Annotated in this window: 14 protein-coding genes; 7 read left to right on the forward strand and 7 right to left on the reverse strand. The window is 64.2% G+C overall.

What is annotated here, in order from left to right; all coding sequences use genetic code 11:
• Positions 1–72: 72 nt before the first annotated feature.
• Positions 73–777 (reverse strand): class I SAM-dependent methyltransferase, encoded by a 705-nt coding sequence (locus tag HMUK_RS15520; RefSeq protein ID WP_015764151.1) that lies wholly within the window; start codon positions 775–777, stop codon positions 73–75.
• 217 nt (positions 778–994) lie between these two features.
• On the opposite strand from HMUK_RS15520, the gene HMUK_RS15525 reads away from it, so the two are divergent.
• The 3 genes from HMUK_RS15525 to HMUK_RS15535 all read left to right on the forward strand — a co-directional run bounded on the left by HMUK_RS15525 (position 995) and on the right by HMUK_RS15535 (position 2,879).
• Positions 995–1,264, forward strand: a complete 270-nt coding sequence (locus tag HMUK_RS15525; RefSeq protein WP_015764152.1) for a helix-turn-helix domain-containing protein — start codon at positions 995–997, stop codon at positions 1,262–1,264.
• 109 nt (positions 1,265–1,373) lie between these two features.
• Positions 1,374–2,150 carry an MBL fold metallo-hydrolase gene (locus HMUK_RS15530; protein WP_015764153.1) on the forward strand — a complete coding sequence of 259 codons (777 nt, stop codon included), beginning with the start codon at positions 1,374–1,376 and terminating at the stop codon, positions 2,148–2,150.
• Positions 2,151–2,186: 36 nt separating this feature from the next.
• Positions 2,187–2,879 (forward strand): YkgJ family cysteine cluster protein, encoded by a 693-nt coding sequence (locus HMUK_RS15535; protein WP_015764154.1) that lies wholly within the window; start codon positions 2,187–2,189, stop codon positions 2,877–2,879.
• Here the strand turns inward: HMUK_RS15535 and HMUK_RS15540 are convergent.
• The gene (locus HMUK_RS15540; RefSeq protein ID WP_015764155.1) at positions 2,876–3,286 is read right to left on the reverse strand and encodes a TRAM domain-containing protein; all 411 of its coding nucleotides are present in this window, start codon (positions 3,284–3,286) and stop codon (positions 2,876–2,878) included. The two genes, HMUK_RS15535 and HMUK_RS15540, sit on opposite strands and share 4 nt — an antisense overlap.
• Positions 3,287–3,435: 149 nt before the next feature.
• Between HMUK_RS15540 and HMUK_RS15545 the strand changes: the two genes are divergently transcribed.
• Positions 3,436–3,843, forward strand: coding sequence for a hypothetical protein (locus HMUK_RS15545; RefSeq protein ID WP_015764156.1), 408 nt, complete (start codon positions 3,436–3,438; stop codon positions 3,841–3,843).
• Positions 3,844–3,906: 63 nt separating this feature from the next.
• Here HMUK_RS15545 and HMUK_RS15550 read toward each other — a convergent pair whose 3' ends face one another.
• Genes HMUK_RS15550 through HMUK_RS15560 form a run of 3 tightly spaced genes read right to left on the reverse strand, consistent with a single transcriptional unit; the run spans position 3,907 to position 6,807 of the window.
• On the reverse strand, positions 3,907–4,821 hold the full coding sequence (locus HMUK_RS15550) for a M48 family metallopeptidase (RefSeq protein ID WP_015764157.1): 915 nt from the start codon (positions 4,819–4,821) through the stop codon (positions 3,907–3,909).
• A 49-nt stretch (positions 4,822–4,870) separates the two neighbouring features.
• Positions 4,871–6,106: an ABC transporter permease gene (locus HMUK_RS15555; RefSeq protein ID WP_015764158.1), complete on the reverse strand. Its 1,236-nt coding sequence runs from the start codon at positions 6,104–6,106 to the stop codon at positions 4,871–4,873.
• A complete protein-coding gene (locus HMUK_RS15560; protein WP_015764159.1) occupies positions 6,106–6,807 on the reverse strand; it encodes an ABC transporter ATP-binding protein in 702 nt (233 codons plus the stop codon). The genes HMUK_RS15555 and HMUK_RS15560 overlap by 1 nt, the downstream gene beginning before the upstream one ends.
• 99 nt (positions 6,808–6,906) lie before the next feature.
• Here HMUK_RS15560 and HMUK_RS15565 point away from each other — a divergent pair, with 99 nt between their 5' ends.
• On the forward strand, positions 6,907–7,968 hold the full coding sequence (locus tag HMUK_RS15565) for a LolA family protein (RefSeq protein WP_015764160.1): 1,062 nt from the start codon (positions 6,907–6,909) through the stop codon (positions 7,966–7,968).
• Between the two features lie 936 nt (positions 7,969–8,904).
• Here HMUK_RS15565 and HMUK_RS17310 read toward each other — a convergent pair.
• Positions 8,905–9,942, reverse strand: a complete 1,038-nt coding sequence (locus HMUK_RS17310; RefSeq protein ID WP_126967057.1) for a hypothetical protein — start codon at positions 9,940–9,942, stop codon at positions 8,905–8,907.
• Positions 9,943–10,214: 272 nt separating this feature from the next.
• On the opposite strand from HMUK_RS17310, the gene HMUK_RS15580 reads away from it, so the two are divergent.
• Complete coding sequence (locus HMUK_RS15580) at positions 10,215–11,054, forward strand: pantoate kinase (protein ID WP_015764164.1); 840 nt, start codon at positions 10,215–10,217, stop codon at positions 11,052–11,054.
• Between the two features lie 118 nt (positions 11,055–11,172).
• On the opposite strand, the gene HMUK_RS15585 is transcribed toward HMUK_RS15580, so the two are convergent.
• Positions 11,173–12,579 (reverse strand): sugar porter family MFS transporter, encoded by a 1,407-nt coding sequence (locus tag HMUK_RS15585; RefSeq protein ID WP_015764165.1) that lies wholly within the window; start codon positions 12,577–12,579, stop codon positions 11,173–11,175.
• Positions 12,580–12,769: 190 nt separating this feature from the next.
• Between HMUK_RS15585 and HMUK_RS15590 the strand changes: the two genes are divergently transcribed.
• Positions 12,770–13,513, forward strand: a complete 744-nt coding sequence (locus HMUK_RS15590) for a 4-phosphopantoate--beta-alanine ligase (RefSeq protein ID WP_015764166.1) — start codon at positions 12,770–12,772, stop codon at positions 13,511–13,513.
• Positions 13,514–13,561 lie beyond the last annotated feature (48 nt).

Below are 13,561 nucleotides of genomic sequence, written 5' to 3' on the forward strand. Positions count from 1 at the left end.
GACGCTCGAAGGTCTTAAAGATCACCGAAATACGGCCGGTATTTCGGAATATCCGTCCGAAAAGGGACGGAATTAAACTCGCGTGTCCCAGTAGGAGACCGACGCGACCTTGTCGCCGACGGGACTCGCGCCGACGACCTCGTCGATCGAGCGGAAGCCGGACGCGAGGTCGTTCGGGATCTTCCGGTAGAAGCCGTAGGGGAGGACGAAGTCGTGTGCTTCGCCGGCCAGTTCGAGGCCCGCACCGTCGAGGAGGCGGTCGACTTCCCACCGAGAGTAGAGGCGCGATCCCATCGGGAGCGCCCAGTTGTACAGCGATCGCAGCGAGAAGCGATTGAACGTGTCGAAAAAGACCTGGTGCTTGGAGACCCGACGCATCTCCGCGAGGAAGGAGGCCGGCGTGTCCGCCAGGTGGAAAAAGCGCATTGCGACGACGGTGTCGAAGTGGTCGTCGGGGAAGGGCAGTCGAGCGGCGTCGCCACGCATGAACTCCAGGTGGTCGTCGACGCCGGCCGATTTCGCCTTCTCGCGGCCCTGTGAGAGCATCGGACCGGAGATGTCCAGGCCGACGATGTCGGCACCGCGATCGGCCAGCATCGCGGTGAAGCGCCCGGTTCCACAGGCTACTTCGAGCACGGACTTGTCGTCGACCGGACCGATGGCGTCGAGGACCGCTTCCTTCTCGCGACGGTCGATGAGTTGTCCGCCACGAGAGAACCGCTTCGAGTCGTACTCCTCGGCGACATCGTCGGTCTGGTACCACTCCTGCCCTTTCACGGTATCGGGTGATGGCTACCCGGGGATAAAACGGTGCTGTTTCACTGTAGTACACCGTCGGACGGACGGATCGACCACAGACAGCGGGCAGTTCTGGCGGCGGCCAGCGTTGCACGCGTCAGAAAATATAAGGAGTCATTATACACACTGTAGACTTCCTATTGTATGGTCATACATATAGCCAAGTTTTACGAGTACCCTCGGGGGAGTAGCGTGTATGAGCACGATTCAGGAGGAGACGAAGCCCGCGGCGTTCACCCAGACGGAGTTTCGCGAGCAGCTCCGCGAACTCCCGCCGAGCGCGAAGCTCGTCGCGAAGGTCCTGGAGACCGACGCGCCGCTGTCCCAGGGGCAACTGGCCGAGGCGTCGCTGTTGCCCGACCGGACGGTCCGCTACGCGTTGAACCGACTCGAAGAGTGTGAGCTGGTCGACTCCCGGTACAGCTTCAACGACGCTCGCAAGCAGGTCTACTTCCTCACCAACTGATTTCGTACGGTTTCTTGTAGTTGCTTACCGGTGATCGTCGCCACGGAGTAGACGATCACCGGTAAATCGCTACAATAATCCGTATCCGTCGCTCCTCCCTGGGGTGGGTATGGAGCGGATCAGCGTCCCCGTCGCGACGCGCGCGCCGAGCGGACAGACGAACGCGTACGTCCTCGGCCGCGACCGCGCGGCCGTGATCGACCCGTGTGCTCGCCACGAACGCGTAGACGACGCGCTGGCGTCGCGCTCGCTTGCTCACGTTCTCGTCACGCACCACCACCCGGACCACGTCGGCGGCGTCGCCGACTACGCGGCCGAACACGACGCCACGGTGTGGGCGCGTCGGGGCCGTGAGGCGGCCTTCGAGGCCGCGACCGGCGTCACACCGAACCGAACGTTCTCTGAGGGGACGGAAATTCCCGTCGACGACGGCCAGCTGCGAGTCGTCGAGACGCCGGGCCACGCGCCCGAACACGTCGCCTTCGCGACCGACGACGGGCTCGTCTGTGGCGACCTGGCCGCGGCCACCGGCAGCGTCGCAGTCGGGGCACCGGAGGGAGAGATGCGAGCATACTGTTGCTCGCTGCGGCGCGTGATCGCGCGTGCTCCCGGCCGACTCTTCCCCGGTCACGGCCCCGTCGTCGACGACGCGGGCGAGACCTGCCGTCGCCTCCTCGCACACCGGCTCGATCGCGAACGCCGGGTCGAAGCGGCCGTCGTCGAGGGCCACGAGACGCTGCCGGCGATCACCGACGCGGCCTACGACAAGGGCGTCGAGAACGTGCGAGATCTCGCCGAGGCGACCGTCGCCGCCCACCTCGAAAAGCTCGCCGTCGAGGGGCGAGTCGCGTGGGACGGCGAGCGCGCACGGCCAGCGTCGGCGTGACGCGGTCCTTTTGTCCGACCGGCCCGAACGGCGCGTGTGACGCTTGCATCGGACCTCGAACGGGCGCGAGAACTCGACGTGGGCGAGCTGGCCGACGCGATCGAGGCGATCGGCTTCGAGTGTACCCGCTGCGGAGAGTGCTGTACGGCGACGGAGCCCGCGGTCGACCCCGCCGACGAGGAAGACACGGCCGAGAGCGCGGAGAACGAACCCCACACGGCGACGATCTTTCCCGACGAGATCCGCCAGCTACGAGACGACGGCAGGGACTTTCGCGACATCGCTCGTCCGATGCCCTACGGGCTCTCGGAGACCGCAGACGGCGTCGAGGGCGAGACCTTCGAGTGGGCGCTCCAGACCGACGGCTGTGGCGACTGCACGTTCTACGCCGAAGAAGACGGCGTCGGATCCTGTACGGTCCACGAGGACCGGCCGCTGATCTGCCAGACGTACCCGTTCTCGGTGGCGCTCGACAACACCGTCCAGCCGATGGGCGAGGCCGTCGACGAGGCGGGACTCGTCCGCGCCCACGAGTGTGAGGGGCTCGGCCGCGACATCGAACGCGAAGACGCCGAGAAACTGGCCGCGACGCTCAAAGAGCGGGCGATCCGCGAACTGGAAGAAGCGATCGCAGTGAGAGACAGCTACGAGCCGGTCGAGCGCGCGGACGGCGAGGTGGTCGTCTACGACTCAGAAGGAGCGAAACGGCCCGACGGCACGCCTCGCTAGACGGTCTCGTCGATGATCTCGCCGACGGCGAAGTTCGACTTGACTTCGCTGACTTCGACCTTGACGCGCTCGCCGATCTCAGCGCCGGGGACGATGATCACGTAGCCCCGTTCGACGCGGGCGATGCCGTCGCCTTGCTTGCCGATGTCTTCGATCTCCACGTAGCGGATCTCGCCCGGTTCGACCGGGGGCTGGGGCTCCGAAGACGGCGTCTGTGACGGCTGTGGCGACGGCTCCTCGCTCTCCTCGCTCGCTTCGTCGGCCCGGATCAGCGCGACGCGATACGTCTCGCCGGGATCGACGGATCCGGTGTCGACCTCCCGCTGTGGGACCTCCACGGTGTAGCGGTCGCCCTCGTCAGTGATCTCCGCACTAAACAGACACAGTAGTTTCTCCGAGATTTCCAAGGCTGTAGACCTCCGCTTTTCGTATGTACATCCATTAATAAAGTATTTGCCGTCGGTCTCGGGAGAGACGCCCCTCGCTCGCACCGAACGTCGGGGCGTCGGGAGGAACTATTACATACGATGGCTCGGTAACTACAGCTGTAATACCTATGTCTCGCATCACGAAGGGGGTCTCGCTGCTCGGGACGCTCGTCGCGGTCGCGACCGTGTTTACGCCCGCGGTGTACGCGGTCAGTCACACACAGGCGCTGGCGAACGTCTTGCTGGGCCAGTTCGCCGCGATGACGATCGGCTACACGGCGTACCGCATCGCGTCCGGAAAGCGGCCGACGCTCCGACCGGCACTGGTCGGCCTGCTCTGCGGGCTCGGAATCGCGATCTCGCCCGTGGTGCTCGTCCCGGTCACCGGTTTCACGACGGTGACGATGTTCGGCGGCGGCTTCGTCGCCGCGATCGGTCTCTACGGCGTCGTCGCGAGTCAGCTCGGCGAAGACGAGGAGCGGATTCCGGACCTGTCGGCAGAACGCAGTCCCGACGAGAGCCCGAAAGCAGCCTGATACTGTCGCCGGCCGTCCCCGCCCCCGGAACGACTTCTCTGGACACAGTGACTACCGGCGGTGTCAGGCGTCCCGAAGCGCGTCGAGATCGACGCCGTACCGTGCGAACCGACGGCTCAACGGCGGGTGTGTCGCGGTGACCCGTGCGACCAGCCCGCGCCCCTCGCCGGTCGCGGGAGCGGCGAGCGGTCCGTCCGCTCCCGAAGCCTCGTTGCGGGCAGTCGTGACGCCCAACAGCCCCCGGCAGAACGCGTTCGCGCCGGCAATCGCGACCGCCCGGTCGTCGGCCTGTCGCTCTTCGAGACGCCGTCCCAGCGCGACCAGTGCGAGCGGAACCAGTACCACGCCGAGACTCCCAGCGAGGTAGTACAGCTGTGGGAGTGCGGTACGCCGTAAGACACCAGTCCCGACGTAGACGGCGAGTCCGACGAGCGACAGCGCGGGACCGAGGTGCTGCCCGACCACGACCCAGAACACCGCGGCTCCGACGACGTGTGCGACCGGGTCTCGGCTGTCGAGCCAGTCGATGTGGCCGCCGTCGAGGTGCGCGAGTTCGTGCCCCACCACACCCCGGAGCGCCTCACAGTCGAGGTCGTCGACGATCCGTTCCGAGAGGAGCAAGACCGGCCCGTCCCCGCCCTGGAGGACGGTGACGCCGGGCTCGGGCGACGACTCGACGACGACGCGAGGCGTCGAAACGTCGACTCGATCGGCCACGTCGGTCACCAGCTCGCGGAGGCGTCGGTCGGCGGGTCGTCCCGTCTGCGCTGCGGTGTCGAGGATCCTGCGACGGGTGAGCCTGCCGACGGCGCGTTCCAGCCCGACGCTGCCAGCGACCAGCGCCGCGACGGCGACCGGCTGGAGACCGGTGAGCCAGCAGGCCGTCACGGCGGCGAGGAGACACGCGACCAGCGCGCCGTCGACGAGACGGCCGGCGGTCTCGGTCCCGAGGGCGTCGGGCAGGATCCTCTCGACCATCGAACGCCGGAGCGTAGGGCTCCCGCGAGCAAATACGTGCGGGTCGAGATCACTCGTATCGGAGGGCGTCGATCGGATCGACGCGGGCGGCCCGCCACGCGGGGTAGAGCCCCGCGACGACGCCGACCAGCACGCCGACCAGCACGGCCAGCGCCGACCAGACGGGTGCGAACGCGAAGCCCACCTCGGCGTAGCGGGTCGCGCCCCAGGCGACCGCGAGCCCCAGTGGGAGTCCGAGCAACGCGCCCCCGGCACCCAGCAGCGTCGCCTCCAGCAAGAACAGCTCCATCACGTCGCGGTTGCGCGCGCCGACGGCCTTCATGATCCCGATCTCGCGGGTGCGCTCGGTGACGCTGACCAGCATGATGTTGGCGATGCCGATCGCGCCCACCACCAGCGCGATGACCGCGATCCCCGTGACGAAGCGCGTGATCTGGTCGATCACGTCGCTGATCTGCTCGGCGAAGTCACCGCTGGTCCGGGCGACCAGTTCGACGCCGTCGGGCGCGAGCTGGCGGGCGTCGGACCGCTCCTGTAAGTACGTCTCGACCGCGTCGGTGACGGCCAGCGTCGAGGCCGGATCGGAGATCACGGTCGCCTGCGGGTACGCGCGCAGCCGGGCGTTCGCGTTCGGACTCTCGACGACGCTCTCGTAGAAGGGATCGGCGGGGACGTAGAGCCCCGGCTGCGGGCCGAAGTCGCCCACCGGCAACTCACCGGCGGTCCCGTTGACGATGCCGACGACCGTCAGCGTCCACGTCTCGTCGGCGCGGTCGACCGTGATCTCGTCGCCGACGGTGACGTTCTCCTCGAAAGTGGCCTCGGCCGCGGCGCGGTTGAGCACCGTCTCGTTCGCACCGCGCTCGAAGCTCCGCCCGGCGACCAGCGTCTCGTCGGTGACGGCCTCGGGCGTCGTGGCCGTCGCCTGCTGGAGCGCCACCGTGTCCCCGCGGTGAGTCACCGCGTTGATCGGGATCGTCCCGCGGGGAACGACCGCCTCGACGCCGTCGATCTCCGCGAGGCGGTCGAGGTCGTACTCGGTGAACACGGGCTGGAGCGCCTGCTGGAACCCCTCCTCGTCGGCTGGCTGGCCGAGCACGTAGACGTTGTTCGCGCCCGAGTCGGCGATTCCCCCGACGATCTCGGCCTGGACGCTCGCGCCGAAGGTCGCGAAGGTGACGACCGAGGCGATACCGATGACGACGCCGATCACCGTCAGCGTCGAGCGCAGCTTGTGCGAGCGGATCGAGCGGGCCGCGATCGTGAACGACTCGCGCGGGTCCATCAGTCGCTCAGCTCCTCGATCCGTTCGATCGCGCCGTCTCTGACGTGGACGATGCGCTCGGCGTGGGCCGCGATACGGCGCTCGTGTGTCACCAGCAGGATCGTGTTGCCGGCCGCGTGGAGGTCGTCGAGCAGGCTCATGATCCGCTCGCCCGTCTCGGTGTCGACGTTGCCGGTCGGTTCGTCGGCCAGGATCAGCTCCGGGTCCGGTGCCAGCGCGCGGGCGATGGCGACCCGCTGGCGCTGGCCGCCGCTGAGCTCGGTCGGCCGGTGGTCCAGTCGCTCGCCCAGTCCCACGTCGGCGAGCAGGTCGCGGGCGCGCTCGCGGCGTTCGGTGCGCCCCCAGCCGTCGAACACGAGCGGCATGGCGACGTTCTCGACCGCGGTCAGCCGGGGCATCAGATTGAACGTCTGGAAGACGAACCCGACGCGACTGCCCCGGATGGCAGCCCGCTCGCCCTCCGTGGCGGCCGAGAGGTCCCGCCCGCCGACGGTGACCGTTCCCTCCGTGGCGGTGTCCAGTCCGCCGACGAGATTCAAGAGGGTGCTCTTGCCCGAGCCGCTCGGCCCCATCACGGCGGTGTAAGAGCCCCGAGGCAGCGAGAGGGAGACGCCGGCAAGCGCCTCCACGACGCCGCCCAGATCGTACGTCTTGCGCACCCCGGACAGCGTGACCACGTCGTCCGCGTCAGCCTGAGCCATTCGCTCTCGCTAGGGCCGGGACACCTATCAGCGTTGTCCGAACCCCTCGAATATCGGACAGCAAGAACACACTTTACAGTCGAGCCCTAACCCCGAGCAATGAGCCCCAGACTGAACGGTCGCCGCGGTCTCGTCCTCCTCCTGGTCGCCGCCGTCGCCGTCGCTGGCTCGGCGGCAGTCACGGGCGCGTTCGCCACGTTCCAGCAGCCGACGGGCGACGAGGTGCTCGACGGGGTCGAACAGCGGTACGAGAGCGCCGACTCGATCACGAGCACGGCCACCGTGACCGTCGAAAACGAGAGCGCGTCGACGACGGCCACCGTGGAACTGGCCGCAGACGACGAGAATCGGACCCGGATGGTCGTCGAGCGAAACGGCGAGACGGTGCGGGCGGGCTCGAACGGCACCGTCGCGTGGTACGTCGGTCCGAACCGATCGGCCGCCTGGTCGGTCGACTCGCTCGAAGGCGAGGCCGGCGAGCAGTGGACCGGAGCCGAGGGCGAGTACGGCGAGACGAGCGAGCGCCTCGCACCCGACGGGACGCCCGCACTGAACGCCTCGAACGCCTCGGCGACGGTCGTCGGGACGCCGACGGTCGACGACACCAGCACCTACGAGGTCGAACTCACGCACCCAGAGGCCGACGGATCGACGACGCTGTGGGTCGCCCAAGACGACTACCGCGTCGTCCGGGCGGTCGCCACCGACGGCACGAACCGCACGGTCGTGGCCGTCGAGTCGACGGTGTTCGACGTGTCGATCCACGACAGCACCTTCGACCCGCCGACGGATCGCGTCGCGCTGACGACGGTCGATCGCTACGACAGCTTCGACGCCGCGCAATCGGCGACGGACCTGTCGCTGCCGACCCTCGACGCGAGCTTCACCGAGGCGACGGTGACGGTCCGACAGGGCGAGACCATCGTCGGCCAGCGCTACGTCGACGACGGGGCGAACGTGACCCTCCTCTCGACGACCGCCGACGATCGCCTCGATCGACTGACCGAGAACGCCACCGAGCGAACGGCCGACGGCCGGACGGTCCACGTGACCACGGACGAGGACCGCGCCATCGCGGTCTGGCAGAACGACGGCGTGACGACCGCGGTCGTCGTCGAGGGATCGAGCGACAGAGCGGTCGAAGTTGCGGGCGAGCTGTAATCTGGGAAGCGACCCCGAGCAGGAGCAGCGTCACACATCGTCCAACAGGCTCGTCGCACTCATCTTTCGAATTCTTGCTGCCTTCGTCCGTGAGATCAGAGGACATGTCGCTTCAATCGGTGTGTAACGATTCACCTGCTCCGACCACGAGCACACCGTTGTGCCGCGTGATCAGTTGTCCGCAATATCGAGACTGCTAATTCCGATCCATGTTGCTACACAGTTATGCCGATATTTGATGTGGATGTGAGTTATCCGACCATAGAATAGACGATGCGACCAACGAGATACAGTGGGAGAATCAGAAGAACCAAAATGGCGATTGCGCTCCCTATGTCCTGAAACAGGCCACTTGTACTGTCTGAGACGATCTCAAGCGTAATTATGGAAAGTAAAACCGTAATGATTGCAAGGTATGAATTTTCTGACTCCATGTGTATAGAAACCCAGTACAGATACAGATCATATTTCTTTCGGAACAAATAAGATCAACGGAAAGATCTGCTGGGTGTGGGTCAGACACTGTTAGAGCGCGAGGAAGACAGCCAATGCGGGTTATACTGCCAGCTGTACGTCTGTGAAGAATTTCGCGATCCCGTGATCGCGAATCTCTTGCAATAGTTACAGCCGGCAGTAGTAGCAGGAGGTTGTCAGATAAATTGAGGCGGTTCAGGATACGACATTGAGATTTAGCTAACTATACTACGAGATAATAGTCTCTGGTACAGAGAGTTATAAAACAGCTCACAGTGGGATTAATCTCAGGACTATATAGTATGAATTGGCCACTCGGTCCGTGTGCATATTTACCGTCACTATTCTGATAAACCTGATTGTACCCACAGAAATGAGCAAGATACAGGACGTGGATCTTGGAGAAAAGTGAACGGTAGGTACAGGGGAAAGTGATACCGAGATAGTCCATTCCCAAATGTACTATTTGTGACGGCTTGCAAAGGGAGACTCATCAAAGCTGATGAAATCTAATTTTTCAGAACTACCTTCAATATCTGAACCGAATTCTTTCTGTAGATGTCGGATTGCATCTAAACATTCCTCATGTGCACTTCTAACTGTTTCTTTGTCCGGCAAATAGCCTTCGTGTACCACTTTATTTCTAATTTCATAGAAATCATCATACCACTGGTCAAATCGGCAATAGTCCTCGAACTCGACTCCGGCCTTTGGATAATGGTCGGTGACGATATTGTAGATAGCATAATACTGTCCAGAATCATCCTGAATGGATTCTCGAGCCTCTAATTCAGTATTTTCTGAAGATATTTTAGCAGCGACGAATGCGTTTTTTGCCCATGACTCAAACAGATTGAAGCTGAGAATGATAGCCGTTCTAAATTCACCCAGATCAACTTTATTTAATACATCTAGATGAAGTTGTAGATAGGTATTAGCAGACTCATTATTCTTAAGTGCTTCAGCCATTTGACGGGCTTTATTTTCAGTAAGTCCAGTTTTGGCACCTAACTCAAGAGGGCCTCCAGTTACAGAGCGGTTGCGAAAGCCACGCTCATCTGTTCGTATCCGAAACCTAATGATATCTTCAACTACAAGGGGGCGTATCCAATGATAACCAGTATTCTGTCGATAGTGTTGAAGAAATTTATTGAGAGCCATTATAACTGATTTAATCGCACGTCCCTCACGGTCTTGCATACTGGAACCCATCATAGCGACTGCTCCGGGTATCTCGTCCGGCCCACCTGCCGGAATGGATTTGTACACGTCATGATGAATGGTTCCCTGAACTTTCGAACGGGTCGCTTTCCCAAGCCGATCTCGCTTAACCGTTACTGTTCCTTCAATTCCGGAATCACCAGATGTTCGCTCAAAGCTTAATCCGAATGGGTGTCCAAAAACTTGCGGAAAAAACATCGGGCCGTCATCGTCGGATTCAATTCCATCAGGTACCTCGATATGGTATGGAATTTCAAATCTGACCAAGACGTGTTGCATACGAGCCATAACGATACTCAAGAACCCTTAATATTTCTCGCAGCTCTTCTATCTTCGAGTATATCGAACAGTCTACGTATTTACTGGTCGGATGGTCTTTTAGTTTTTCTTATCTAAAGAGGCCTATTCTACAAGGCCCAGACCCTGTATTAAATGATTAACTGGTATCACAACTGCTCTGTGACGCCCCTTTGATGTAACTGACACGCAGCCAACTCTATTCTGTGTAGAATTCGGCAACGCTTACGGCCCCCGACCTGTTTTCCCGATGCATGACAGACGAGGCGACGGCGTTCGTGCCCGGTCACGTGACGGGCTTTTTCACGACCGATCCGGCCGACGATCCGACGAAAGCGGGATCGCGCGGGGGCGGGCTCGCGTTGGCCGACGGCGTGACCGTCACCGTCGAGCGCAGCGACGAGCGATCGGTGACGCTCGACGGCGTCGACATCGAGATCGAAGCCGTCGAGCGCGTGCTGGACGCGCTGCGAGCGACCGTCGCGGTGCGAGCGGAGACGCCGCTGCCGCTGGGCTCGGGCTTTGGCGTCTCGGGGGCGACCGCGCTTGGGGCGGCGCTGGGGACCAACGCCCTGCTGGAGCGGGGGCTCTCGGAGAACGAACTGGTGACGATCGCACACGGCGCGGAGGTCCAGGCCGGGACCGGGCTGGGCGACGTGGTCGCGCAGGCCCGCGGCGGCGTCCCGCTGCGGCTCGAACCGGGCGGGCCACAGGACAACTACATCGACGCCATCCCGGCACGCGGCCGCGTCGAGTACCACGTCATCGGCGAACTCTCGACCGAAGCCATCCTCGACGGCGACACCGCGGCACTGACCCGTGCCGGCGAGAAAGGGCTCTCCCGGGTCGTCAAGGAACCGACGACGGAGTCGTTCCTCCGGGCCTCGCGCCAGTTCGCCCGCGAGGCGGGGCTGCTGACCGACGACGTGCGGTCGGTGCTGGAAGACGTGGCGGCGGCCGACGGCGACGGCGCGATGGCGATGCTCGGAGAGACGGTCTTTACCGTCGGCTCGGGGCTGACCGACGCGGGCTACGACGCGACGATCACCGAGATCCATCCCGGCGGTGCGACGGTGCTCGACTCGTCTGACTGATACGGACGGTCGTCGGAATGTACCGGTGAGCGTCTACCCCATGGCGACGCTCACCGGTAAGCAACTACAACGTTCCGTATGATACGGGACCGCTCGACGAGGGGCCGTACGACCGCGCCTATTCGCCCGAGTCGCCGACGGCGGCCGCGGGCGTCGACGAGACGTTGCTCCGGAGGTCCGCCTCGATCGCTTCCAGGGACCGCCCCTTCGTCTCGGGCACGAGGCGGTAGGTGAACACGAGCGCGACCAGGCTACAGAGTCCGAACAGCCAGAACGTCGAGGGCTGCCCGACGCTGGCGGTCAGGACGGGGAAGGCCAGCGAGACCGCGAGGTTCGCGCCCCAGTTGGCGACGGTGACGAGCCCCATCGCGCTGCCACGAGTCGCCAGCGGGTAGATCTCGGAGATGAGTAGCCAGAAGACCGGGCCGAGCCCGATCGCGAAGAAGGCGACGAACAGCATCAGGCTGCCCGTCGCGATCCAGCCCAGCGCGCCGCCGAAGCCGGGCAGGTAGAAGACGACACCGAGGATGCCCAGCGTGACGACCATTCCGCCGACACCGACCAACAGGAGGACGCGTCGGCCGACCCGGTCGATCAGTGCGATGGCGACGACCGTCATGACGACGTTGATGACGCCGATCCCGACCGTCGCGAGGATCGACGTGACGCTGCCGAAGCCGGTCGATTCCAGAATGGTCGGGGCGTAGTAGATGACCGCGTTGATCCCGGTGATCTGCTGGAAGACGGCCAGCCCGAGGCCGACGATCAGCGCGGGGCGCATCCACGGCTGGAGCAGGTCGCGCAGGCCGGTGCCGGACTGCTTTTCGACGGTCGAGCGGATCTCCGCCAGCTCCTCCTCGACGCCTTCCTCACGGGTGCGTGCGAGGACGGCACGAGCCTCGTCCACGCGGCCGTTTTCGAGGAGCCAGCGAGGGCTCTCGGGCATCTTGACCATCCCGATCGCGAGGACGACCGCCGGCACCATTCCGGCACCGAGCATCCACCGCCACGCCCCCGCGTCGGCGAAGGCGTAGTTGACGAAGTACGAGACGAGGATACCGACGGTGACCATCAGCTGGTTCAGCGAGGTCAACGCACCGCGGATCTTCGGCGGCGAGATCTCGGAGATGTACAGCGGGCCGACGATCGAGGCGAACCCGATCGCGACGCCGTCGATGAGCCGTCCGGCGACGAGGACCGGCACCGACGGGGCGACGGCCATGGTGAGCGAGCCGACGAAGAACACTCCGGCACCGAGCAAGATGAGCCGGCGGCGGCCGATCCGGTCCGCGAGTCGTCCGCCGACGGCCGCGCCGAAGGCGGCTCCCGCCATCGCACCGCTGACGACGATCCCCTCGACGAGCGGGGACATCGTGAACGTGTCTTGGATGTAGAGGAACGCTCCGGAGATGATTCCAGTGTCGAACCCGAACAGGAGGCCGTTGAGCGCGGCGAGGGCGGCCGAGAGGTAGATGAACCGCCCCCCGTCGCCGTCCAGAACGCGCCGGAGTTGTGCTGTCGACATGTGTGAATCCCACACGAGCGTTTACAACATCTATAAAGAAGGCTTGCGATTTATCATCAAGATACGATCATGAAATAGTAGAGATGACAGTGTAGTACTTCAGTAAAGCGGTTACCGGCTAAAAAGAGATGGTAAGAGATATGTAACGATGGAGCGATGGACTTTCGACGCTCGGCGGCGACGTGTCTCCATGAGCGAGATCGACGTTCCGGAGTCTCACCCTCGATACGAGTCGCTGCTGACCCGCCACCGGATCGAGGACGGGGTCGAGACGGGCATCACCTCGAAACAGGGACTCATCGCACAGGGCCGCGGCGAGGCGTTCGACTATCTGCTCGGCGAGCGGACGACCGACACCGCCGCCGCCGCCGAGCGGGCCGCCGCGGCCCACCTCCTGCAGGCCGACCACGCCGTGCTCTCGATCAACGGCAACGTCGCCGCGCTGGTTCCCGGAGAGATGGTCACGCTGGCCGAAGCGACCGGTGCCGACCTGGAAGTGAACCTCTTCAACCGGACGGCGGCGCGGATGGAGCGGATCGCCGACCACCTGCGCGAACACGGGGCCGAGGACGTGCTCGGACTCACCGCCGACGGCCGGATCCCCGGCCTCGACCACGAGCGCGCGAAGGTCGACGCCGACGGCATCGGCGACGCCGACGTGGTGCTGGTCCCGCTGGAGGACGGCGATCGCGCCGAGGCGCTTGCCGACATGGGCAAGACCGAACTCGTCGTCGATCTCAATCCCCTGTCCCGGTCGGCCCAGACCGCCGCCGTGCCGATCGTCGACAACATCATCCGGGCCGTCCCGGCGATGACCGAGCACGCCCGAGAGCTGGCCGGCGACGAGGCGGCCCAGCGCGAGGCGATCGAGTCCTTCGACGCCGCGGAGGCGCTGTCCGCGGCCGAGCGGGCGATCCGCGACGGCGAACTCTGAAGGGCGTCCTGTCGCACAGTCGACCGGAAGGCGTTTTTGCGACCGCTC

The organism is Halomicrobium mukohataei DSM 12286, assembly GCF_000023965.1.
Lineage (GTDB): Archaea > Halobacteriota > Halobacteria > Halobacteriales > Haloarculaceae > Halomicrobium > Halomicrobium mukohataei.

Bases quoted from the DNA above. Each gene is read 5' to 3' on its own strand.
- HMUK_RS15525 (WP_015764152.1), top strand. From the start codon at position 995: ATGAGCACGATTCAGGAGGAGACGAAGCCCGCGGCGTTCACCCAGACG.
- HMUK_RS15530 (WP_015764153.1), top strand. From the start codon at position 1,374: ATGGAGCGGATCAGCGTCCCCGTCGCGACGCGCGCGCCGAGCGGACAG.
- HMUK_RS15545 (WP_015764156.1), top strand. From the start codon at position 3,436: ATGTCTCGCATCACGAAGGGGGTCTCGCTGCTCGGGACGCTCGTCGCG.
- HMUK_RS15550 (WP_015764157.1), bottom strand. From the start codon at position 4,821: ATGGTCGAGAGGATCCTGCCCGACGCCCTCGGGACCGAGACCGCCGGC.
- HMUK_RS15555 (WP_015764158.1), bottom strand. From the start codon at position 6,106: ATGGACCCGCGCGAGTCGTTCACGATCGCGGCCCGCTCGATCCGCTCG.
- HMUK_RS15560 (WP_015764159.1), bottom strand. From the start codon at position 6,807: ATGGCTCAGGCTGACGCGGACGACGTGGTCACGCTGTCCGGGGTGCGC.
- HMUK_RS15565 (WP_015764160.1), top strand. From the start codon at position 6,907: ATGAGCCCCAGACTGAACGGTCGCCGCGGTCTCGTCCTCCTCCTGGTC.
- HMUK_RS17310 (WP_126967057.1), bottom strand. From the start codon at position 9,942: ATGCAACACGTCTTGGTCAGATTTGAAATTCCATACCATATCGAGGTA.
- HMUK_RS15580 (WP_015764164.1), top strand. From the start codon at position 10,215: ATGACAGACGAGGCGACGGCGTTCGTGCCCGGTCACGTGACGGGCTTT.
- HMUK_RS15585 (WP_015764165.1), bottom strand. From the start codon at position 12,579: ATGTCGACAGCACAACTCCGGCGCGTTCTGGACGGCGACGGGGGGCGG.
- HMUK_RS15590 (WP_015764166.1), top strand. From the start codon at position 12,770: ATGAGCGAGATCGACGTTCCGGAGTCTCACCCTCGATACGAGTCGCTG.